The 24,165-nt window shown below is 71.7% G+C and carries 13 protein-coding genes; 10 read left to right on the plus strand and 3 right to left on the minus strand.

Translation table 11 applies throughout. The features are described 5' to 3' along the window. Positions 1-100 precede the first annotated feature (100 nt). Together R2B67_RS34525 and R2B67_RS34530 are read left to right on the plus strand one after the other, a co-directional pair. Positions 101-745 carry a molybdopterin-dependent oxidoreductase gene (locus R2B67_RS34525; RefSeq protein ID WP_317824490.1) on the plus strand — a complete coding sequence of 215 codons (645 nt, stop codon included), beginning with the start codon at positions 101-103 and terminating at the stop codon, positions 743-745. A 285-nt stretch (positions 746-1,030) separates the two neighbouring features. Next, the gene (locus tag R2B67_RS34530; protein ID WP_317825064.1) at positions 1,031-1,153 is read left to right on the plus strand and encodes a hypothetical protein; all 123 of its coding nucleotides are present in this window, start codon (positions 1,031-1,033) and stop codon (positions 1,151-1,153) included. A 68-nt stretch (positions 1,154-1,221) separates the two neighbouring features. Here the strand turns inward: R2B67_RS34530 and R2B67_RS34535 are convergent, their stop codons facing one another. Together R2B67_RS34535 and R2B67_RS34540 are read right to left on the minus strand one after the other, a co-directional pair. Continuing rightward, entirely contained in the window at positions 1,222-1,704 is a 483-nt protein-coding gene (locus R2B67_RS34535) for a molybdopterin-binding protein (protein ID WP_317824492.1), read from the minus strand. Positions 1,705-1,867: 163 nt separating this feature from the next. Further along, positions 1,868-2,287 carry a TOBE domain-containing protein gene (locus R2B67_RS34540; RefSeq protein WP_026242010.1) on the minus strand — a complete coding sequence of 140 codons (420 nt, stop codon included), beginning with the start codon at positions 2,285-2,287 and terminating at the stop codon, positions 1,868-1,870. A 256-nt stretch (positions 2,288-2,543) separates the two neighbouring features. On the opposite strand from R2B67_RS34540, the gene R2B67_RS34545 reads away from it, so the two are divergent. The 8 genes from R2B67_RS34545 (at position 2,544) to R2B67_RS34580 (ending at position 22,833) form a co-directional block, all read left to right on the plus strand. Beyond that, positions 2,544-3,899 carry a lysine N(6)-hydroxylase/L-ornithine N(5)-oxygenase family protein gene (locus R2B67_RS34545; protein ID WP_317824495.1) on the plus strand — a complete coding sequence of 452 codons (1,356 nt, stop codon included), beginning with the start codon at positions 2,544-2,546 and terminating at the stop codon, positions 3,897-3,899. A gap of 87 nt (positions 3,900-3,986) precedes the next feature. Then, on the plus strand, positions 3,987-5,045 hold the full coding sequence (locus R2B67_RS34550) for a FecCD family ABC transporter permease (protein ID WP_237324424.1): 1,059 nt from the start codon (positions 3,987-3,989) through the stop codon (positions 5,043-5,045). A gap of 11 nt (positions 5,046-5,056) precedes the next feature. Next, positions 5,057-6,145 carry a FecCD family ABC transporter permease gene (locus R2B67_RS34555; protein ID WP_317824499.1) on the plus strand — a complete coding sequence of 363 codons (1,089 nt, stop codon included), beginning with the start codon at positions 5,057-5,059 and terminating at the stop codon, positions 6,143-6,145. Positions 6,146-6,209: 64 nt separating this feature from the next. After that, positions 6,210-7,073, plus strand: a complete 864-nt coding sequence (locus R2B67_RS34560) for an ABC transporter ATP-binding protein (RefSeq protein ID WP_317824501.1) — start codon at positions 6,210-6,212, stop codon at positions 7,071-7,073. Positions 7,074-7,224: 151 nt separating this feature from the next. Next, complete coding sequence (locus R2B67_RS34565) at positions 7,225-8,274, plus strand: ABC transporter substrate-binding protein (protein WP_317824503.1); 1,050 nt, start codon at positions 7,225-7,227, stop codon at positions 8,272-8,274. A 46-nt stretch (positions 8,275-8,320) separates the two neighbouring features. Next, complete coding sequence (locus R2B67_RS34570; RefSeq protein ID WP_317824505.1) at positions 8,321-10,108, plus strand: ABC transporter ATP-binding protein; 1,788 nt, start codon at positions 8,321-8,323, stop codon at positions 10,106-10,108. A 56-nt stretch (positions 10,109-10,164) separates the two neighbouring features. Then, on the plus strand, positions 10,165-21,102 hold the full coding sequence (locus R2B67_RS34575; RefSeq protein ID WP_317824507.1) for a non-ribosomal peptide synthetase: 10,938 nt from the start codon (positions 10,165-10,167) through the stop codon (positions 21,100-21,102). Between the two features lie 24 nt (positions 21,103-21,126). Continuing rightward, entirely contained in the window at positions 21,127-22,833 is a 1,707-nt protein-coding gene (locus R2B67_RS34580; RefSeq protein ID WP_317825041.1) for an ABC transporter ATP-binding protein, read from the plus strand. A 37-nt stretch (positions 22,834-22,870) separates the two neighbouring features. On the opposite strand, the gene R2B67_RS34585 is transcribed toward R2B67_RS34580, so the two are convergent. Beyond that, complete coding sequence (locus R2B67_RS34585; protein WP_317824509.1) at positions 22,871-23,968, minus strand: alpha/beta hydrolase-fold protein; 1,098 nt, start codon at positions 23,966-23,968, stop codon at positions 22,871-22,873. Between the last annotated feature and the right edge of the window lie 197 nt (positions 23,969-24,165).

Raw genomic sequence — 24,165 nt, forward strand, 5'->3', positions numbered from 1 at the left:
GATTGGACCTGCTGAGGAACCCGGCCACTCTGCGGGAGAATGTTTGTGCGAGGGCGTTCCCGCTTCTCGCCGTGCCGACCACGCAGGGAGATGGTCGTCCGTGGGCAGCAACCACCTGGCCCCGCCGCCTCCCCGGCCGCGGGCGCCCCGGCAGCTGCCGCCCGGGCAGCAGGGGGTGGCCGGCTGGCCGGTCTCCCACTACGGTCCGGTTCCCCGGTTCCGGCCCGAACGGTGGGACCTGAAGATCTTCGGCGCCACGGCCGAGGAAGTCACCCACAGCTGGTCCTGGGACGAGATCACCGCCCTCCCGCGCACCACCGTCGTCGCCGACCTGCACTGCGCGCAGGGGACCACCTCGACCGACCACGAGTGGTTCGGCATCCCCGCCGCAACGCTCCTCCGCCTGGCACCACCGGCCGCCGGGGTCACGCATGTGATGGCCTGGGCCGAGTACGGCTACAGCGCCAACCTGCGCCTGTCCGACTTCACCGCCCCCACGACGCTCCTGGCCACGCACCGCGGCGGCGAACCCCTCACCGCCGAGCACGGTTCCCCGCTGCGCCTGGTCGTGCCGCACCTCTACGGGTACAAGAGCGCCAAATGGCTCCGGGGCATCGAATACCTCACCGCCGACCGCCTCGGATTCTGGGAGGAGCGCGGCTACCACAACGTCGGAGACGTCTGGACCGGGAAGCGCTACAGCTACCAGGACGAGGACCACGCCGCCCCGCCTCCCGGCCGATGACGTCCGCCGTCACGTAGCGAAGAGACCCGCAGATGTGAGCCTCCTGATTGTCTAAGGCGGCAGATGCGGCAGATGCCAGCACATGGAGGACGGGGGGCATGACATCGGCGCGGGTTCGGCGGCTTCTACGAGCAGTTGCTCGACCTCGCCTGACACCCGGCCCTGGCGAAACCGACCCAGCCCACCCTGAACTCCGCACCTCCGCACCGAGGACCAGCCCCTTGACTCCGCATTCCCTGGCGTTCTACGTGGACGGACGTCGTCACCACCGGCACCCTGCTCGGCGTGGGCCCCGCCGACTCACCGGAGCGGGTCACCGAGGTCCTCGGGCCCGGCCTCGCCGAGAACACCTTCGGCGGCCGCAGCATGTGCCGTAACTACGGCCTCGCCGAGTTCCTGGCCGGGTAGAGGCATCGCGTCATCACTTCAGCCCGGCGGCGAGGCCGGTGATCCCGGTCCGGATCAGACCGCGCCGGCTACCGCGCCCCCGGCCAGGCGCCGACCCAGACCCGGTTGATGGCGCTGATGTAGCGCGCCCCGCACCGGTCGACGGGCACCACCAGCTGGCTGCCTGCCACGTCCAGGTCCTCACCGTCCAGCCGGGTCGCCAGGAGGACGGGGGCGTTGCCGAAATCGGCGTCGATCTCCGCCCAGGCCAGCACGGTGTGGTGGCCGTCGCCGCCGGACACCGCCAGGGCGAACCGGGAGCGGTCCTTGCGGTGAAGGGCGTCGAAGAGGGGCTGCGAGGCGAGGGCGACCTCGCGCAGCAGCGGGCCCTCGAACACGTGGCGCTGCGGTCCGCCGGTGGCGCAGTCGAAGACGACCTCCGCCCGGTGCTGTCTCCATCCGTCGCGCAGGTCACCCACCGTCAGAGTGGCGGGGCTGCCGACATCGCCGAGCAGGGCCAGCGACGCGAGCTGTGCGGCGGGGGCGCGGCGTGGCGCACCGAGTCGGCTCATGGTGATCCCCCATCCGGACGGCCCGCGGGGCGGCTGCCAGGAAGGTATGCCCAGCGGACGGCCCACCGAACCGTGCCTGCGAGGCCGTGTCCGCCTCCCGACTCGCTTCTGTGAAGCCGTCCTGGGGTTCGTGTTCACATCCACCGATGAGTGGGCGGCCGCGTCAGCGCTCCCGGGACTGGCTTCCCGGGCGGTCGATGTGCACGTTGGTCGACTTCACCCGGGCCGTCGCCAGGACGCCCACTTCGAGGCCGAGTTCGTCCACGGACTCGCGACTGATCAGGGACACCAGCCGGTGCGGGCCCGACTGGATCTCCACCTGGGCCACGATGTCGTCCATGGTGACTGCGGTGACGATTCCGGCGAACGCATTCCGCACCGACGTCAGAGCCCCGCCGCCGGGCACCGGATGGAGGCCGGCGGCGCGCTCGGTGGCGAAGGCCGCCAGGCTGACGCCGTCGATCAGCCGGTTCCCCGAGCTGCCGCGGTCCATCGCGAGGTGACCGCCGTCCGCCCATCGGCGGACGGTTTCCGGGCTCACGGCCAGCAGCTCTGCGGCCTGGCCAATGCTGTACGAAGGCACCTGCGCACTCTAGGCCAACGGCGTCGGCGCCGTGGTCACGCCACGTGACGCATGGCTCACCTCTGCTGTCAACAGGGCATTTCAGGACGCTAGTTGATGGTCCATCAAGTTCTCGATATCCGCTTTGCCCTATCGACAGCCTCGTTCCGATTAACTTAGGCTCACCTAAGTCGGGCTGGGCTGCTCTGTCGGCGTGCCCATCTCGCGTACCTTCCCCGGCGCCTGACAGGCGGCTTTCCCGCACGATGGGAGTGACATGTCACAGGTTCATCCTGGCGACGCACCACTGATCCATGACCTCATCGGAATCGGCTTCGGCCCCTCCAACGTGGCCATGGCGATCGCGCTCAGAGAGCACAACACACGCGTCGGCGGGCAGGAGCCGGTCACCGCTCACTTCTTCGAGCAGCAGCAGAGCTTCGGCTGGCACCGCGGCATGCTGATCGACGACGCCACGATGCAAGTGTCGTTCCTCAAGGACCTGGTGACACTCCGTAACCCGGCCAGCGAATACAGCTTCCTCTGCTACCTCCAGAGCAAGAACCGGCTGATCGACTTCATCAACCACAAAAACCTCTTCCCGCTGCGCGTCGAGTTCCACGACTACTTCGAGTGGGCGGCGGCCAAGGTCGACGACATGGTCTCCTACGGACACGAGGTCGTCGCCGTGACGCCCTTCGTCCACGACGGGACCGTGGAGTACCTGGACGTCACCGTCCGGTCCGGAGGTGGCCTCGAAGTGCACCGGGCCCGCAACCTCGTCATCGGCACCGGGCTGCGCCCGATCCTGCCGGAAGGCGTGCGGCGCGGCGACCGCGTCTGGCACAACTCGGATCTGCTGCGCAAGGTCGACGGTCTGGAGGGCACCTCGCCCTCGCGGTTCGTGGTCGTGGGAGCCGGGCAGAGCGCCGCGGAGAACGTCGCCTATCTGCACCGCCGCTTCCCCGAGGCCGAGGTCTGCGCGGTCTTCTCCCGCTACGGCTACAGCCCCGCCGACGACAGCAGCTTCGCCAACCGGATCTTCGACCCCGGGGCCGTCGACGACTACTTCGCCGCCCCCGACAGCGTCAAGAGCCAGCTGATGGCTTATCACGGGAACACCAACTACTCCGTGGTGGACATCGACCTGATCGACGACCTGTACCGGCAGATGTACCGCGAGAAGGTCCTCGGCACCGAGCGCCTCCGCTTCCTCAACGTCTCCCGGGTCACCGCCGTCGAGGAGCGGCCCGACAGCGTACGTACCACGGTGAAATCCCTCGTCACAGGCGAGGAGACACCTCTGGACGCCGATATCGTTGTCTTCGCCACCGGCTACAGCCCCGCCGACCCGCTCGGCCTCCTCGGTGAGGTCTCCGACCGCTGCCTGCTGGACGACGAGGGCCGCGTCCGGGTCGAGCGCGACTACCGCATCGCCACCGACCCCGCCCTGAACTGCGGAATCTATCTCCAGGGCGGTACGGAGCACACGCACGGCATCACGACGTCCCTGCTCTCCAACACCGCGATACGCGTCGGGGAGATCCTGGACTCGCTGCTGGACCGGAGCGTCAAATCCACCTCCGACGAGGCCCGCCCGGTCACCGACGGCACCGGCAGCGCCATCGCGTAACAGCCCTGAAGGCGCACCCGGACGCGGGTGCGCCCTCAGCGGCGTACCAGCACGTCCGGTTGATCAGTGGGGATAACGTACGTCCATATGAGCACGACTGCAGTTGAGCGCCCCGTGCCCAGGGGTGCAACAGAGGTCCGCCGCGGGCGGGTTGGGGGCTTGGGCACGCTGGTGGCGTTCCTCGCGCTCGTCGCGGCCCTGTCGCTGGCCGTGGGAGCCCGTGCGCTCAGCCCCGCCGAGGTCTGGCACGGGCTGTTCGCGGCGCCGGACTCCGACCAACGGCTCACCGAGATCCGCCTCATCGTGCAGACCGTCCGGGTGCCCCGGACCGTCCTCGCGATCGTGGCGGGCATCGCCCTTGGCGTCGGCGGTGCGCTGATCCAGGGGTACACACGCAACCCCATCGCCGACACCGGCCTGTTGGGCGTGAACAGCGGCGCCTCGTTCGCCGTGGTGTCGGCGATCGCCGTGTTCGGCCTCACCAACCCGTTCCACTACGTCTGGTTCGCCTTCGTGGGAGCGGCCGTGGCCGGCGTCGTCGTCTTCGGTCTGGCGAGCATCGGCAGGGGAGCGGGCAACCCGCTGACACTCGCGCTGGCCGGGCAGGGGATCACGGTCTTCCTCATGGCGATGACCACCGCGGTCGCGCTGACCGACCAGAAGTCCCTGAACGCGCTCCGGTTCTGGAACGCGGGTTCCGTGGCCGGGGTGGGATTCGACGTCATCTGGCCGGTGACCGGGTTCATCGGCGTCGGGCTCCTCCTGGCCCTGAGCGCCCTGCCCTCCCTCAACCTGCTCAACCTGGGCGACGACGTGGCGCGCGGACTGGGCGTGAACATCGTCCTGAGCCGGGCCGTCGGCATCGTCGCCATCACCCTGCTGGCGGGCGCGGCCACGGCGGCGTGCGGCCCCATCGCCTTCCTCGGGCTCATGGTCGCCCACGTGGCCCGGTACATGACGGGGCCCGACTACCGCTGGCTGGTGCCGTACGCCGGTCTGCTCGGGGCCGTCATCCTGCTGGCCTGCGACATCGTCGGGCGCCTGGTGGTGCGGCCCGGTGAGCTGGAGCCGGGGGTCGTGGTCGCCCTCATCGGCGCGCCGTTCTTCGCGGTCCTGGTGTGGCGAGGGAAGTTCAAGAGCGCATGAGGAAAACAGAGATGAACCCTACGGACGCCAAGTCGGCAAGTGTGACGCCGCCCCTCTCGCCCGGTGTGCGGTTCGGTCAGGTGTCGTTCGTCTGGCGGCCCTGGCTCGTCCTGGTCACGCTGGTGCTGGCGGCCTCCGCCTTCCTGGTGTTCTGCCTCTCCATCGCCGTCGGGGACTTCCCCATCGGCCTGTCGCGGGTGATCGCCACGCTGCTGGGCCAGGGCGAACAGGTCGACGAGTTCGTCGTGATGGACCTGCGGATGCCGCGCGCCCTGGCCGGTCTCGTCGTGGGCATCGCCCTGGGGGTGTCCGGGGCGATCACCCAGTCCGTCGCCCGCAATCCGCTCGCCAGCCCCGACATCCTCGGGATCACCAGCGGGGCCAGCGCGGTCGCGGTCTTCCTGGTGACGGTGTCGGGCGGGGCCGCCGCGGCGGTCGTCGGCTCGGTGGGGCTGTCGGCGGCGGCGCTCCTGGGCGGCCTCGGTACGGGGCTGCTGGTCTACTTCCTGGCGTGGCGGCGCGGGATCGACGGCTTCCGGCTCATCCTCATCGGCATCTCGGTGAGCGCCGTGATGCAGGCGCTCACGACCTGGCTGCTGGTGTCCGCCGACATCAGGGACGTGGCCCGGGCCCAGGCGTGGCTGGTCGGCTCGCTGGACGGCCGGTCGTGGGGCGAGGTCCACATCGGGTTCTGGGGGGCGCTGGTCCTGCTCGTCGTGGTGGCCGCCGCCGCGTTCTCGTTCAAGCCGATGCACCTCGGCGACGACGTGGCCGCCGGCCTGGGTGTCCGGTACACCAGGGTGCGGGCCGTCCTCCTGCTGTGCGCGGTGCTGCTGGCCGCCGTCGCGGTGAGCGCGGCGGGCCCTGTCCCGTTCGTCGCGCTGGTGGCGCCCCAGGTGGCGATGCGGCTGGCGAGGTTCCCGACGCCGCCGATGGTCGCCTCCGGCCTGCTGGGGGCGCTGCTGCTGATCGGTTCGGACCTCATCGCGCGGACAGCGCTGCCGGTCACCCTGCCGGTCGGGGTGGTCACCGCCGCGATCGGCGGCCCGTTCCTCGTCTACCTGCTGGTACGGGCGAATCTCCGCCGGACCGGACCGTGACGCCCTGAGGCGAACTCCCGCCGTGCGTAATAAGGTTAGGTGAGCCTAAACCCAAGGGGTGCTTGTGGTCGCGCAGTTCATCACCGAGACCCGGTCCGAGGCCGAGGACGTCCCACGGCTGGCGGCGAGGGGCGTCACGGTCGGCTACGGCGGCCGGGCGGTCATCGACGACCTGGACGTGGTGATCCCCTCGGGGGTGGTCACCACGATCATCGGCCCCAACGGCTGTGGGAAGTCGACGCTGTTGCGCACTCTGACCCGTCTGCTGAAACCGTCCAGCGGGACGGTGGTGCTGGACGGCGAGGACATCGACAGGCTCAGGACCCGGGATGTGGCGAAGAAGCTCGGCCTGCTGCCGCAGGCGCCCGTGGCGCCCGAGGGCCTGACCGTGGGGGATCTGGTCGCCCGGGGGCGCCATCCGCACCAGAGCTGGCTGCGGCAGTGGTCCTCGGACGACGCCGAGGTCGTGGAGCGCGCCCTGGCCATGACCGGAGTGGCCGACCTGGCCGACCGTCCCGTCGACTCGCTCTCCGGCGGTCAGCGTCAGCGTGTCTGGATCTCGATGACCCTGGCCCAGGGCACCGACCTGCTGCTCCTGGACGAGCCGACCACCTATCTGGACCTCGCGCACGCGATCGACGTGCTCGACCTGGTGGACGACCTGCACGAGTCGGGGTGCACCGTGGTCATGGTGCTGCACGATCTCAACCTGGCCACGCGCTACAGCGACAACCTCATCGTGATGCGGGCGGGCTCGGTCCTGGCGCAGGGGCACCCGCGTGACGTGATCAACGCCGAGCTGCTGCACGAGGCCTTCGGGCTCCAGGCCAAGGTGATCGACGATCCGGTGGGCGACCGCCCGCTCATCGTCCCGATCGGACGTACGCACGTCCGGCTCGAACCCGTGAGCGACGCCCGGGTGAAGTAGGTGTAGCCCAGGGGCACTTGGTGATTGTCTCAACATGATCCGAACGCGGGAAAGTTCCAAGTAAGGCTAGGCTCGCCTCACTTGGGCGAGATAGGGTTTGCTCGCCCTCATTCAGGGGCGCAGTGGACAGCGCGAAAGCAAGGGATTCCGGATGCTTCTCCATCGAACGACGCCCGCTCGGCCGTGGCGGCGGCTGGCCGCGGCACTCTCCGTCGCGACCCTCGGCGTCGGCCTTCTGGCGGGATGCGGTTCCGACACGGAGGCGAAGAAGAACGACGACGCCCCGGCCGCCGAAGCCGGCGCGTTCCCGGTCACGGTGGAGCACGCGTTCGGATCCACGAAGGTCGAGAAGGCCCCCAAGCGGGTCGTCTCGGTGGGCTACACGGACGACCAGGCCATCCTGGCCTTCGGCATCAAGCCCGTCGGCATGGTCGACCAGTACCCGAACCCGGTCGGCCAGACCCCCGACATCAACACCCAGTGGCCCTGGGTGAAGGACAAGTGGGGCGACACCCGTCCCGAGGTCATCATGAACAACGGTGACGCTGGCCCCAACTACGAGAAGATCGCCTCCCTGCGCCCGGACCTGATCATCGCGGTCTACTCCGAGGTCGACCAGGCCGCCTACGACAAGCTCTCCAAGATCGCGCCCACCGTCGGCCGCACCAAGGCTGAGAAGGAGCCCTTCAGCGCTCCGTGGCAGGACAACGCGGTCCACATCGCCAAGGCGCTCGGCAAGGAGTCCGAGGGCGAGGAGCTGGTGAAGGGCATCCAGGACAAGCTCGACGCGGCCAAGAAGGACAACCCCGCCTTCGCCGAGCAGAAGGCCGTCGCGCTCTCCTGGTACAAGGGCGCGGTGTACCCCTTCACCTCCACCGATGTGCGCGGGCAGCTGGTCACCGGTTCCGGCTTCGGCTACCAGACCGAGATCGACAAGATCGCCGACGGCAAGTTCTCCACCGAGCTGTCGCCCGAGCGCATCGACCTGATCGACGTCGACCGCATCTTCGTCATCAACGACAAGGCGGACACGGAGGCGCTCAAGAAGTTCAAGCTCTTCGCCAACCTGCCCGCCGTCAAGGACGGCAAGGTCTCCTACCTCCTGGACAGCGAGGGCCCGGCCATCGGTGCCGCCATGTCCCAGGGCACGCTGCTCTCCCTGCCGTACGCGATCGACGAGCTGGTCAAGGCGGCCAAGTAGCGATGACGGCCGAACCGCCCTCCCCCCACCGAGAACTGGCGATTGCGTGACTGTCACCGACACCGCCCCGGCCCCGGCGAAGTTGCGTACGGCGACGGGGAGGGAGGCCACCGGGTGGGTGGCGGCACACTGCCGCCGCGCCCCGTGGCTGACCTTCTCCACCGTGCTCACCACCGTGGCCGGGGCGGCCCTCCAAGTGGTCCCCGTGCTCCTGCTGGGCCGGGTGGTCGACGGGGTGGTCGGTGGCGAATCGCGCTCGGTGCTCGTCACGGTCGGGGTCCTGATGGGGGCGGCCGCGCTGTTCGGCGCGGCGGCCACCGCCGCCTCCACGTACCTGATCGGGCGGCTGGGGGCGGAGCTGCTGGCGCAGCTGCGGGAGAGCGCCGTACGGGCCGTGCTGGGGATGCCGAGCGCGCGCGTCGAGCAGGTCGGCCGGGGCGATGTGCTCTCCCGGGTCGGTGACGACGTGGCCGTCCTCTCCAAGGGCATCCGGCAGGCCATCCCCACGGTGTTCTCGGCCGGGGTGCTGGTGGCCATCGCCACGCTCGGCATGTTCGGCCTGGACTGGCGGCTCGGCCTGGCGGGTGCCTGCGCCCTGCCCGCGTACGCGCTCGCGCTGCGCTGGTACCTGCCCCGGTCCGCCCCCCTCTACCGCAAGCAGCGCATCGCCCAGGCCGACCGCGCGCAGGCGCTGATCAGCGGCCTCAACGGGATCGACACCGTACGGGCGTACCGCCTGGAGGGCGACGTCCGGGAGAAGGTCACCGCCGAGTCGTGGCGGGTGCGCAACCTCGGCATCGAGGTCTTCCGGTTCTTCGGCCGGTTCGTCGGCCGGGAGAACCGGGCCGAGTTCATCGGCCTCGTCCTGATCCTGGTGGTGGGATACGCCCTGCTGGAGGCCGACGCCGCCACGCTCGGCGAGGTGTCGGCCGCCCCGCTGATGTTCCACCGGCTGTTCACCCCGCTGGGCGCCATCATGTTCACCTTCGACGAGGCGCAGAAGTCCGGCGCCAGCCTCACCCGTCTGGTCGGGGTGCTGGGGGAGCCGGCCGAGGAGCGGCTGGTGGGTGACGCGTCCGTCGCCCGCGCCGAGGCTGTGCCGTACGCGGTGACCGTGGAGGAGCTGACGTTCAGCTATCCGGACACCGAGGAACCCGTCCTGCGGAACGTGAACCTGGCCATCCCGGCCGGCGGTTCGCTGGCGCTGGTGGGCGCGACCGGTGCCGGAAAGTCGACCCTGGCCGCGCTGATCGCCGGTACAGGGACCCCGCAGTCCGGAACCGTACGCATCGGCTCCTGGGACCTCGCCGGGCTCGACGAGGCAGCGGCGCGGTCCCTGGTGAGCATCCTGACCCAGGAGACGCACGTGTTCTCCGGGCCGCTCGCCGACGATCTGCGCCTCGCCGCACCCGAGGCGAGCGACGAGGAGCTGATGGACGCGCTGCGGACCGTGGGCGCCGACGGGTGGGTCGAGCTGCTGCCCGGCGGACTGCACGCCCCGGTCGGCGAGGGCGGCGAGCGCCTGGATGTGACCAAGGTCGCTCAAGTCGCTCTGGCGCGGTTGGTGTTGAGCCGCTCCCCGGTGGTCGTCCTCGACGAGTCGACCGCCGAGGCGGGCAGTGAGGGCGCCGCCGAGCTGGAGCGTGCCGTCCTGGCCGCCTGCGCGGGCCGTACCACGCTCTTCGTGGCCCACCGGCTGACCCAGGCGATGGCGGCGGACCGGATCGCCGTGCTCGACGCGGGGCGCGTGGTGGAGGAGGGGACACACGAGGAACTCGTGGCCCTGGGGGGCATGTACGCACGCCTGTGGCGCGCTTGGCGCGAGGGAAGTTAGGGCAACCTCAGTAAGGTTCGGCTGGCTTGATCGCCTGGAAGGGTGCTGAGTTCTCGATGACGGAACCGACCGCTCCGCGTGTACTGCTCTCTCCCGCCCACTTCACCGATGTACGCCGGCGCGTCGGCGACTACGGCGACCGGACCGTCGCCGAGGCGTCCGCCATCGGGCTGGCGTACTGGGCGACCGGGGCCGGCCCCGACGGCATCGACCTCACCCCCGGCACCTCGTTCGCCGATGTCCTCGGCTGGGTCGACAACGGCGGTGGCGGAAGCCCGGGCTGGGAGGTCGGCGCCGACGGCCTGAGCATCACGCTCCCCGACGGCGTCCGGCCGGACGAGGCGCAGCTCGCCCTGGACGACCTGGCCGGCTTCCCGGACCGGCCCGTCGGCACGATCGGCCCCTCCAGCATCGCGGCACGGATCGAGACCCTGGCCCGCTGGAACGACAACCGGGCCGACCGCGTCCGCCCGACCCTCATGGAGCTGTTCCGTGAGCAGGCCCGCGCCCGGCCGGACGCCGTCGCGATCGTCGACGAGCACCGCACCCTGACCTACCGTCAGGCATCTGAGCGATCAGCCCAGTTGGCCCACCACCTGACCGGACGTGGCCTCGGTTCCGAACAGGTCGTCGGGATCTCCCTCGGCCGCTCCGCCGACATGGTCATCGGCCTCCTCGCCGTACTCCAGGCCGGGTGCGCGTTCGTCCCGCTCGATCCGCAGTGGCCCGCCGCCCGCAGGGCCGTCGTCATCGAGGACGCGGGGGTCGTGCTCCAGCTCAACAGCTCGGGCGGGTCCGACGCCGCCGAGCCGGACGCCGTCGCCGTCGACCTCGGCGACTGGGGGTTCGGCTCCTACCCGGCCGAGGCGCCCGAGGCGGACGTCCACGCCACCTCACTGGCGTACGTCATCTTCACCTCCGGCTCCACCGGCCGGCCCAAGGGCGCCATGATCCGCCACGAGGCGATCAGCGAGCGCCTGCTGTGGCAGCGGGAGGAGATCCTGCGGTTCGGCCACGACGACGCGTCGCTGTTCAAGGCGCCGCTCTCCTTCGACATCTCCATCAACGAGATCTTCCTGCCGCTGGTCTCCGGCGGCCGGCTGGTGATCCTGCGGCCCGGCGGTGAACGCGACCCGCACCACCTGCTCAGCGTCATCGCCGAGCAGCGCGTCACCTTCACCTATCTGGTCTCCTCCATGCTGGACGTCCTCCTGGAGATCGAGGCCGGCTCCGGCCGCCTCGACAGCCTGCGCCACGTCTGGTGCGGCGGCGAGGTGCTGACCCCGGAGCTGTACGAGCGGTTCCGCACCCGGCTCGACATCCCCATGTACCACGGCTACGGCCCCGCCGAGACGACCATCGGCGTCTCCCACGTCATCTACCGGGGCGAGGCCGAGCGCCTGTCGACCTCGATCGGCAAGGCCAACCCCAACACCCAGCTCTACGTACTGGACGACGAACTGCGCCCGGTCCCGGTCGGCGTCGGCGGCGAACTGTACGTGGGCGGACTCCTCCTGGGACGCGGATACGTCGGGGCCCCCGGCCTCACCGCCTCCCGGTTCGTCGCCAACCCCTTCGCCTCCGACGGCTCCCGGCTGTACCGGACCGGCGACCTGGCCCGGTACGCCCCGGACGGGTCGCTGGACTTCCTCGGCCGGGCGGACAACCAGATCAAGATCCGCGGGATGCGCCTGGAGATCGAGGACGTCGAGGCCTCCCTCGCCGAGCACCCCCGCGTCCGGCACACCTGCGTCGTCGCCCGGAAGAACAGCGCGGGCGGCACCTACCTGGTGGGTTACGTCATCCCCTCGGGCGGCGGTGAGGAGCTCACGGCCGACGAGGTCACGGCCTGGGCCACCGCCCACATGGTCGAGTACATGGTCCCCGCCCACCTCGTCGTCCTCACGGAGTTCCCGCTCACCGCCAACGGCAAGATCGACCGCGCCGCCCTGCCCGAACCCACCCGGCCCACCGGCGGCCTCGTGGCCCCCGCCACCGAGAACGAGCGCCTGGTCTGCGCGGCGGTCGCGGCCGTGCTGCGGGTGGACGGCGTCGGCGTCGACCAGGATTTCTTCCAGCTCGGCGGCGACAGCATCCTGGCGATCTCCCTGCTCAGCGCCCTGCGGGACGCGGGCCTCCATGTGACGGCACGCCAGATCTTCACCCACAGCACCGTCGGGGCGCTGGCGGCGGTGGCGAGCCGCGACGACGTCTCCACCGTCGACCACGCCGACACCCCGACCGGCTCCGTCGTCGGATCGCCCATCGTGCAGTGGCTCGGCGAGACCACCGGCGCGATCGACGGCTTCGTCCAGTCGGTCGTCCTGAACACCCCGCCGGAGCTGACCCCCGACGCGCTCGACGCCGTCCTCGCCGCCCTGCTCGACCGCCACGACATGCTCCGCGCCCGGCTGGTGCGCGGCGAGCGCTGGAGCTTCGACATCCCGCAGGCCGGGCAGGCCGTCGCCGGGCAGTCCGTCGTGGGGTGGCAGGAGAGCGACGGGCCGCCGGAGGAGTGCGTCGAACGTGCCACCGAAGGGCTCGACCCCGACAACGGGGTCATGCTCCGCGCCGTCTGGCGCCGCGCCGCACACCAACTCGTCCTGGTCGCCCACCATGTGGTGATCGACGGCGTGTCCTGGCGGATCCTCATGGACGACCTGGCCACGGCCTGGCGGCTGTACGTGACCGGCGCCCCCGTCGAACTCCCGCCCGTCGGTACGTCGTTCAGGCGCTGGACCCAGCTGCTCGAGCGCGCCCCCTTCACTGGGGACCGTACGTACTTCCAGCGCGCCCTGCCCGGCGAGGACGCACCGATCGGCAGGCGCGCCCTCACCGAGGCCGACACCGTGGCCCGGGAGCGGGCCCGGACCTTCTCCGCCGGCCCCGAGGAGACGGCCGCCCTGCTCGGGGAGATCCCCGCCAAGTTCCACGCGGGCGTCAACGACGTCCTGCTCACCGCCCTGGCCGTCGCCCTCGCCCGGTGGCGCCGCGACCGGGGGCAGGAACAGACCTTCGCCCACATCGAGCTGGAAGGGCACGGCCGCGAGGGGCGGTTCGTGGCGGAAGCGGCCGGGTTCGAACCCGAACTGTCACGTACGGTCGGCTGGTTCACCACCCTGTTCCCGGTGACCGTGGACCCCGGCGCTGCCCCCGACCTCACCGACCCCGGCTACCTGGCCGCCGCCCTCAAGGCGGTCAAGGAGGACCTGGCCCGGGTCCCGGGCAACGGCCTCTCCTACGGCCCCCTGCGCTACCTCGGCGACACCGGACTCACCGCGCCCGCACCCCAGGTGCTCTTCAACTACCTGGGCCGCTTCGGCGCGGGCGCCGCCGGGCACTGGCAGCTCGCGGGCGCCACCGGCCAGTTGGGTGAGAAGCGCGACCCCAGGATGCGCCTGCCGCGTGCCCTGGAGTTCAACGCGATCGCCGAGCCCGGCGCCGACGGCGCGTACGAGCTGGTCACCACCCTCTCCTGGCCCGAAGGCGTGTTCACCGAGGAGGACATCGCCACCCTCGGTGCGTACTACGGCACGGCCCTGTCCGCCCTCGCCGCGCTGGAGGAGGGCGGCCACACCCCCAGCGACTTCCCGCTGGTGCCCCTCACCCAGGCCGACGTCGACGACCTGGACAGCGCGGAGCTGCGGGACATCCTGCCGCTGACGCCGTTGCAGGAGGGCCTCTACTTCCACTCGGTCTTCGACGACGATGCCACCGGCAGCTATGTCGAGCAGCAACTGCTCACGCTGGAGGGCGAGGTGGACGCCGACCGGCTCGCGGCGGCCGCCACCCGGCTGCTCACGCTCTACCCCAACCTGGCCGCCCGCTTCACGGCGCTCGCCGACGGCCGGGTCGTCTCCGTCGTCGAGAGCGGCACCCGGGCGCCCTTCACCACACTGGACCGCCCCGGCATCACCGACGAAGAGATCCGCGACCTCGCCGAACGGGACCGCCGCACCGGGTTCGACCTCGCCACCGGCCCCCTGATGCGCTACACCCTCATCCGCGCCGGAGCCGGCCGCACCGTCCTGGTGCAGACCGTGCACCACATCATCGCCGACGGCTGGTCCGTCCCGTCGATGCTCCGTGCTCTGCTGGCCGAGTACCACACGCCGGGCTCCGTGTACCCGCTCGGCGGCTACCGCGACTACGTCCGATGGCTGGCCGAACAGGACCAGGACGAGAGCGACCGGGTGTGGCGCGACGAGCTCGCGGAGCTGCCCGGCCCCTCCCTGGTCGCCGAAGGCCACACCCCCTCCGAGCACTTCGCCGACATCGCGGCCGACCCCGCCGACGACATCGACATCGCCGCACGGTCGGCGGGCGTCCCCGTGAGCGTGGCCGTGCACAGCGCGTGGGCGGTGACCCTGGGCTCCCTCCTGCACGGCCGGGACGTCGTCTTCGGCTCCACCGTCTCCGGCCGCGACGCCGAGGTCCCCGGCATCCGGGACATGGTGGGCCTGTTCATCAACACCATTCCCGTGCGGGCCCGTTGGGCCGCCACCGACACCGCGTACGACCTGCTCACGGCGGTGAAGGAACACCAGAGCGCGGTGCTCGCGCACCAGCACGTGTCGCTGGCCAGGATCGGCCGGCAGGCCGGCGCGGGCTCGCTCTTCGACACCCTGGTGGTGTTCGACGTCGCGACCGACGTGGCCGCCCTGCGCGGCCCCGACGACACCCTCGCCATCACCGCCATCGTCAACGAGGGTGCCCCGCACTACCCGTTGACGCTGGTCGTTGAGCGGGCCGGCGACGGCCGCCCCCGCTTCAACCTGATCTACGACGGGGAGCTGCTGCGCCGGGAGAGCGCCGAGACCATCCTGCACACGTTCACCCGGACCCTCACCGAGCTGCTGAGCCGCCCGGACGCCCCGGTCGACGAGCTGGCCCGTGCGGTGGACCCGCTTCCGGAGCGGGACGCGCCGACGACCCTGGGCGAGCTGTTCGACGCCGCCGCGCACCGCGACCCGGCGGCCACGGCCGTGACCCAGTGCGCCCTGGACGGCACCGAACGGTCCCTGACCTACGGCGAACTGGCCGCCGCCAAGGACGCGTCGGCCGCCGTCCTGCGCGTGGCTGGCGTAGGCCCCGGGCAGCGGGTCGCCGTCGCCGTCCCGCGCTCCCTGGAGCAGGTCGTCGCCCTGGTCGCCGTCGTCACCGCCGGAGGCGCGTACGTACCGCTCGACCTCGCCTACCCGGACGAACGGCTGGAGTACATCCTCGCCGACTCCGCCCCACAGGTCGTCCTCGTGGACCGGGACCAGCGCGACCGCTTCACCCGACTGCTGGAGAGCGCGGGCGTGGCGGCGCGGGTCCTCGTCCAGGGGGAGGAGAACCCGCCTGCCGCCGACCAGACCGCCGCACCCGTGGTGAGCCCGCAGGACCCGGCGTACGTCATCTACACCTCCGGCTCCACCGGACGGCCCAAGGGCGTCGTCGTCCCGCACTCCGCGGTGGCCACGCTCCTCGCCAACACCCGCCGGGACATGGGCTTCGGGCCGCTCGACGTCTGGGTCCAGTTCCACTCCTTCTCCTTCGACTTCGCCGTCTGGGAGCTGTGGGGCGCCCTCGTGCACGGCGGCGAACTGCTCGTACCCGACTACGCGTTGACCCGCTCGCCCGTCGACTTCCACCGGCTGGTCCGTGAGCGCGGGGTGACGGTTCTCAACCAGACCCCGTCCGCCTTCCACCAGTTCATCGAGGCCGACCTGCACGCCGGCGAACCGCTCCCGGAGCTGCGCCGCGTCATCTTCGGCGGCGAGGCGCTGGACCTCGGGCGGCTGCGCGGCTGGGTCGAGCGGCACGGGACCGGTGCGCCCGAGCTGGTCAACATGTACGGCATCACCGAGACCACCGTCCATGTCACCCACCGGGTGCTGACGGGCGAGGACTTCGCCCGCTCCAGCGACATCAGTCCGATAGGTGGCCCGATTCCCGGTCTGGCCACCTATCTGCTCGACGACCGGCTCCGACCGGTGCCGCCGGGCCGGGTGGGTGCCATCTACGTCGCGGGCGACCAGGTCTCCCTCGGCTACCTGGGGCGCCCCGGCCTCACCGCGAGCCGCTTCGTGGCGAACCCGTTCGCCGGTGACGGCTCCCGGATGTACCACACGGGGGACCTCGCCCGCCGGACGCTCGACGGCGAGCTGGAGTTCGCGGGCCGCGCCGACGACCAGGTGCAGCTGAAGGGGTTCCGGGTTGAGCTCGGCGAAGTCGAGGGTGCCATCAGGGGGTTGGCCGGTGTCGTCGATGTGGCCGTCACCGTGGCGGACAGCGGCGACCACCTCGTCGCGCATATCGTGGGCGAGGCGCCCGCCGACCTCACCGCCCTGCTCTCCGCCAAGCTGCCCGTCCACATGGTCCCGGGCCGCGTCCTGCCGCTCGACGTGCTGCCGCTGACGGTCAACGGCAAGCTGGACCGCAAGGCCCTCACCGAGCGCGCCGCACAGCTGGAGGACGCGCAGCAGGACGGCCCGGCAGCCACCACCGGATCCCAACTCGCCGCCCTCGTCGGCATCTTCGCCGAGACACTGCCCAGGACCGCCGTGGACGCCGACACCGACTTCTTCGGCGCCGGAGGCGACAGCATCGTCGCCATCACCCTGATCAACCGGGCCCGCGCCCTCGGCCTGCCGATCGCGCCCCGGGACGTCTTCCTCCTCAAGACCCCGCGCGCCCTCGCCGACCACCTGTCCACCCGTACCCCCCAGGCCGCGCCGACACCGCCCACCCGGCGCGAGGACGGCCCGCTGCCGCTCACGCCGATCATCCTGCGGCAACGAGAGCTGGGCGGCACGCTGACCCGGTTCGCCCAGGCCAGGACGCTGGTGGTGGCCGAGGGAACCGGCCTCGCCGACATCCGGCGGGCCGCGAACGCCGTCGTGGCCGCCCACCCGGCCCTCCGGCTGCGGCTGCACGTCGAACACGGCGTCTGGGCTCTGCGCACCGAACCCGCCCGCGAGGCCACCGTGGTCACCACGGACACCGCCGACCCGACGGCCGCCGCGAACGAGGCGGCCGGGCGGCTCGACCCCGAGGCCGGAGACCTCATCGCGTTCTCCTGGCCGGCGGCGAGCCGCACCCTGGTCGTCACCGTGCACCACCTCGCCGTCGACGCGGTGTCCTGGCTGATCCTCCTGGACGACCTGACCACTGCCCTGAGCGGATCCGCCCTCCCGCCGCCGACGACGCCGTACGCCGAGTACGCCGAAGCCCTCGCCGTACGGTCGGCGGAGTCGGCCGACGGTCTCGGACACTGGATCACCACCCTCCAGGCGCCGCCCCTGGCCCCCAGCCCCACCGACCTCCGCGAGACCACCGTCGTCCTCCCGCCCCACGTCAGCGACCTCGTGACGCGCACCGCCCCCGCCGCCCTGGGCGTCGGCCTCACCGAGCTGCTCTGCGGCGCCCTGCGTACCGCCCTGACGCACATCCAGCCCACCCCCACCGACCTGGCGATCGACCTGGAGCGCCACGGCCGCGTCCCGGCCCAGGAGCACCACGACTACACCCGTACCGTCGGCTGGTTCACCTCCATCGCCCCCGTACGGCTCACCCCGCACACCGACCCGGTGGCGGCGGCCCGCGAGATCGCCGACCGCCAGCCGGACGAGGAGGGGCACGTCGCGTACGGCAGGCTCCGCTACCTCAACCCGCAGACGGCCCCCCTCCTCACCGCCCGCCCCCAGGTCCTCTTCAACTACCTCGGCCGGGGCGGCGAGTCGCAGGCCCTCCAGGTCAACGGCGGCGAGCAGAACAGCCCGTACGCCGTCGAGGTCAACGCCTGGACCGACGACGCCACCGGCAGCCTGCACGCCGCCTTCACCCTCGCCGCGGGCATCCCCGACGCGCTCACCGACCACTGGCTCACAGCCCTGACCCAGATCGGGAACGCCTCCGCCACCGCCGAACGCACCGCACCGGTCACCCCCCTCCAGCGCGGCCTCTTCTTCCAGGCCCAGTTGGCGGGCGCGGCCGGACACTACGTCGCGCAGAGCTACTTCACCTTCGACCGGCGCCTGGACCCCGACGCCCTGGCCGAGGCGATGGCGTACGTCATCGGCCGCCACCCGGTCGTCGGCGCGGGCTTCACCTCCGACGACGACGGCAACCCGGTCCAACTCCTCAAGGCGGGCCGCCGGGTCGGCGTCCGCACGGTCGAGCTGACCACGGACACCGAGGTGGACGACCTGTGCACCCGGGACCGGGAGCGCGGCTTCGACCCGGGGGAGCCGCCGCTCATCCGGGTGACCGTCGTGCGGCTGCCGGACGGCCGGGACGGGCTGCTGCTCAGCTACCACCTGCTGCTCTGGGACGGCTGGTCCCGCGAGATCGTGCTGCGCGACCTGTTCGACGCGTACGAGGCCGTCGTCGCCGGCGAGCCGTGGGACGCGGCCCCGGCGGTGCCGGGCTTCGAGGAGTACGCCCGGGCGCTCGCCGCCAAGGACCCCGCCGTATCGGAACGCTTCTGGGCGGACCACCTGACCGGTCTCTCCGGTCCTACGTTGCTCGCCGGACCGGCCCCGGACCTCAGTGAGGAGCTGCCCGAGCCGCTCGTGCACACGCTCTCGGCCGAGCTGACGGAGCTGCTGCGGGAGGCCGCCCGCGTCCACGGCGTCACCCTGAACTCGGTGCTGACCGGCGCCTTCGGCCTCCTGCTCGGGGCCCGTACCGGGCGCGCCGACGCCGTCTTCGGCGTCACCGTCTCGGGCCGGGAGGGCGAAGGGCACGGCGACATCGTCGGCGTCCTGCTGAACACCGTGCCCATGTGGACCCGGGCCCGGCCCGAGGAGACGGTCGGCGCCTACCTGTCGGCCGTGCAGGCGGCCCGGGTGGCGGCGATGGACCACGAGCACCTCGGACTCGGCGAGATCCAGCGGGCCAGCGGGCACGACACCCTGTTCGACAACCTCTTCGTGCTACAGAACTTCCTGGACCTGGACGCCTTCGCCGCGATGAACGCCCGCCACGGCATCACCTCGGTCCGGGCGGACGACTCCACGCACTACCCGTACACCTGGGTCGTCACCCCCGGCGACCGGCTCACCGTCAAGCTGGAACACCGCCACGGCGACCCCGGCTCCGCCCGTCGCCTCCTGGACGACTACCTGCGGGTGCTGGAGGACGTGGCCCGCTCGACGACGGGGCGGATGGGCGCGCTGCGCGGACTGGGACCGGACCCCGAGCCCGCCGAACGCACGGACATCGGTACGGACACCGTCGTCGACCGCTTCGACCTCGCGGCCGACCGTCACCCCGACCGGATCGCCCTCGTCGCCGACGGCGCGACCATGACCTTCGCCCAGCTCCGCGACCGCAGCCGGGCCGTGGCGGGTGTGCTGGCCGGACGGGGCATCGGCCCGGAGACGGCCGTGGGCCTGGCGATCCCGCGCTCGCCCGACTGGATCGCGGCGCTCTTCGCCGTCCTGCGGGTCGGTGCCGCGTACGTTCCGCTGGAGCTGGACCACCCGGACGAGCGGATCGCGACCATCGTCGAGGACGCGCAACCTGAGGTGATTCTCACCGTGAGCAGCGTCTCGCCCCGGCTGACCGGCGAGCTGATCGAGCTGGACCGCCCGCTGCCGGCCGCCGAGCCGTACGTGACGTTCGCCCCCGACGATCCGGACCGGCTGCGCCACCCCGCGTACACGATCTACACCTCCGGGTCGACCGGGAAGCCCAAGGGCGTGGTGACCGAGTACGCCGGTCTCACCAACATGCTGATCAACCATCAGCGCCGCATCTTCGAGCCGGTCCTCGCCGAGCACGGCCACCGGACCTTCCGCATCGCGCACACCGTGTCGTTCGCCTTCGACATGTCATGGGAGGAGCTGCTCTGGCTCGCCGACGGCCATGAAGTCCACATCTGCGACGAGGAGTTGCGCCGTGACGCACCCCGGCTCGTCGCATACTGCGGCGAGCACGCGATCGACGTCATCAACGTGACCCCGACCTACGCGCAGCAGCTCATCGCCGAAGGGCTGCTGGACAACCCGCACCAGCGGCCCCCGCTCGTGCTGCTGGGCGGTGAGGCCGTCACCCCGACCCTGTGGCAGCGGCTCGCCGAGACCGAGGGCACGGTCGGCTACAACCTGTACGGTCCCACCGAGTACACCATCAACACCCTCGGCGTCGGCACCTTCGAATGCCTCGACCCGGTGGTGGGCGTGGCCATCGACAACACCGAGGTGTACGTCCTCGACCCCTGGCTGCGGCCGCTGCCCGACGGGGCCCCCGGCGAGCTGTACGTGGCGGGCGTCGGTATCGCCCGCGGCTATCTGGGCCAGAGCGCCCAGACCGCGCACCGCTTCGTCGCCTGCCCGTTCGGCGCGCCCGGCGAGCGCATGTACCGCACCGGGGACCTGGTGATCCGCCGGCCCGACGGCAACATCGTCTACCTGGGCCGTACCGACCAGCAGGTCAAGATCCGCGGCCACCGGGTCGAACTGGGTGAGGTGGAGGCCGTGTTCGCGGCCCATCCGGCGGTGCGGTTCGTCGCCGCCGTCGCCCAGCCCGACCCGCAGGTCGACGGCGCCTACCGACTGGCCGCCTATCTGGTCCTGGAAGGGGCCGAGTTGGCGGACGTGGCCAGTGAAGTCAGCTCCGGACTACCGGACTTCCTGCGCCCGACCCACTTCGCCCAGGTCGACAGCATCCCGCTGACCGTGAACGGGAAGGCTGACACCAAGGCGCTGCCCGAGGCACGGCCGCTCGGCGCGCTGACCACGGCGGGGGAGCGCGGACCGGACACCGAGACCGAGACCGTGGTCTGCGAGTTCTTCGCCGAGGCACTGGACCTGGACGACGACGAGGTGAGCGCGGTGAGCGACTTCGTGTCCCTCGGAGGGCACTCCATGCTGGCGGTGCGGCTGATCGGGCTGCTCCGCCGCGAGTACGGTCCAGTGATCACGATCCGTGATCTGTTCACCCTGCGAACCCCGGAAGCGATTGCCCGCCACCTTGATGAACCCCGCCACCTTGATGAAAACTGACACGCCTGAGGAAAACTGGCACGCCTGATGACATCTGACACGCAGCGGCCCCGCCCGGGAGCCGCCATCCTGCGGACCGCTCTGCGCCGCAACATCGGCGCCATGATCGCGGGCACCGTCCTCATGGGCCTGTACCAGGCGGCGGAGACCGCGTTCCCCATCGCGCTCGGGCTGATTGTCGAGCACACGATGCAGGACCGCAGCCTCGGCTCGCTCGGGGCGTCGATCGGCTCGCTCGCCGTGATCATCACGACGGTCTCGCTGTCGTGGCGGTTCGGCATGCGGGTGCTCCAGAAGGCCAACACGACCGAGGCGCACCGCTGGCGGGTCCAGGTGGCCGCCTGCGGGCTCCAGCCGGTGGCCAGGGATGATGTGGACGGGCTGAAGTCCGGCGAAATCCTCACCATCGCCACCGAGGACGCCGACCAGACCGCCGACATCATCGAGGTGGTGCCGCTGCTGGTCAGCTCCCTGGTCGCGGTGGTCGTCGCCGCGGTCGCGCTGAGCCTGGCCGACATACGGCTCGGCCTGCTGGTGATCGTGGGCACCGTCGGCATCCTGTCGATCCTCGCGGTGATGTCCAAGCGGATCGGCTCCAGCACCCAGGAGCAGCAGGCCAAGGTGGCGCGGGCCGGGGCCAAGGTCGCCGACCTCATCATCGGCCTGCGCCCGCTGCACGGCTTCGGCGGCAACCACGCGGCGTTCGGCTCCTACCGCAGGGTCAGCACCGACGCCAAGCGGCAGGCGATCACCGTCGCCCGGGTGAACGGGGCGTACGCGGGCACCGCACTGGCCCTCAACGCGGTCCTCGCCGCCGCCGTCTCGCTGACGGCGGGCTGGCTGGCGTTCGAAGGCCGGATCTCCATCGGTGAACTGGTCATGGCCGTGGGCCTCGCGCAGTTCATCATGGAACCGCTGAAGATGTTCTCGGAGATGCCCAAGTACGTGATGATCGCCCGCGCCTCCGCCGAGCGCATGGCGCTGGTGCTCTCCGCCCCGCCGGTGACGGTTCCGGGTCCCGAACGACCGGCCCCGGGTGGTGACCTGGAGGTCGACGGCGTCCGCCACGGCACCCTGCGGGGGCTCAAGTTCACCGTGGCCGCCGGGGAGTTCGTGGCGATCGCCCCCTACCAGCCGCGCGCGGCGGCGGACCTCGTCGCCGTGCTCGCCGTGAACGCCGCGCCACCCGCGTACGAGGGAGTGGTCCGGCTCGGCGGGCAGGAGCTCGCGGAGCTGTCGGTCGAGGCGGTCCGCGAGCACATGCTGGTCAACCCGTACGACGCGGAGATCTTCGGCGGCACCCTCCGGACGAACATCGACCCGTCGGGCAGCAGCCGTACGCTCCCCGAGGCCGTCGAGGCGTCCATGCTGACCGATGTCGTCGCCCTCCACCGCGACGGGCTCGACTACGCGGTCCGCGACCGCGGGGCGAACCTCTCCGGCGGGCAGCGCCAACGGCTCTCCCTGGCACGGGCGTTGGCCGCCGACACCGACGTACTGGTCCTGCACAACCCGACCACCGCCGTCGACGCGGTCACCGAGCAGCTCATCGCCCGCAACATCGCGAAGCTGCGCCGGGGCCGCACCACCCTCGTGATCACCAGCAGCCCGGCGCTGCTGGACGCGGCGGACCGGGTGCTCGTCCTCGACGAGGGCGTCATCACCGCGGAGGACACCCACCGCAACCTGCTCGCGGGCGATGAGGAGTACTGCCTGGCCGTGGCCCGGTGAGCCACCGCCGGGGGCGGGTCGCCGCCCCCGCCGGTGCTCAGCCCAGCGCCCAGGCGACATCCCTCAGGAGGGCCTGCCGCCAGCCCGCCCGGTCGTGGTCCGATGCGGACCGCGAGACCCGTACGGTCGCCCCGGCCCGCTCGGTGAGCGACTCGGTCAGCTCGCAGTGGGGCAGCATCCGTGTCTCGTGCTCCCCCACGTCGAACGCGCAGCGCAGGGAGGACAAGTCCGGCCCCTGGTGAAGGAGTTCGGCGACGGTCCCGCCGACAGGACCGCCCAGCGGGTCCGCCGACCCCTCGGCGCCGGGCGCCCACCAGAACGACCCCGACTGGCAGGCGATACGGGAGACCAGCTCCGGGAACTCCAGCGCCGCGTAGAGCGCGCTCAGCCCGCCAAGGCTCTGCCCGGCGACCACCAGCCGGTTCAGATCGGCCCGTACACCGGATCCGGCCACCAGGGGCAGCAGTTCGTCCCGGACCGCCTCCCACAGCTCGGGGCGGCAGGCGAACTCGGCCTCCCGGTCCTTGGCCGGGAGGAAGACCAGCGTGACGGGTTCCAGCTCGCCGGCGGCCACGGCGGACTCGAACGCGGTCATCGCCGGGTGGAGGTACAGCCAGTCGTCCCCGTCGAGCAGCAGGACCACCGGCCCGCCGCCCGCGACCGGGTGGACGCGCACGGTCCGCCGCCCGCCGAGCCGCTCGCTGCTCCAGCGCAGCCGGGTGTCGGGGAGGGGCAGGACGGCGTCCGGGCCGAGGGCGGGCCAGTGCGGCTGGGGCGGGGCGTCCGGGGTCGCGGCGATGGAGCGGTCGCCGCCCGCCCCGGCCGGGTTGAGGGGATCGGGGTGGCCCTCGCCGTCCACGAGGAAGCGGTAGGTCACCCGCAGCCGCTTGGGCATGGGGACCTCGGCGTACCAGCAGTCCGTGGCGGCCCACCGCCGCAGGGGGAGGGGCCCCGACCAGCTCTCGAAGTCGAGCTCGGCCGCAGACCCGCGCCACAGGAACAGCGTCAGCCAGCCGTCGTCGGCGGGGACCGCCAGGGGCGTCCGCGCCGCGGCCCAGAACGCGTCGGTGCCGGGCTTGCCGGGAAGGCCGAAGGCGGCGAAGGGGCTCTCCGCGTCGGCCGCGGGGGCGGTCATGCCTGACCAGGGAGACCGTGGGCCGGGAGCCGGATGAGCAGGCGCATGAACGTCTCCTGGTGGGAGGGGAGGGGGTTCGCTCCGAGTAAGGCGAGCCTAACCCGGAGATCCTCTCCGCTCCAGGGGCCCTCCGGCCCAGGGACGTTCCGCGCTGCGAGCCGTACCGGCTCTCGCTAGCGTGGGCGTGCGGAGCCCCG

Source organism: Streptomyces cyaneofuscatus, from assembly GCF_033109485.1.
GTDB lineage: Bacteria > Actinomycetota > Actinomycetes > Streptomycetales > Streptomycetaceae > Streptomyces > Streptomyces cyaneofuscatus.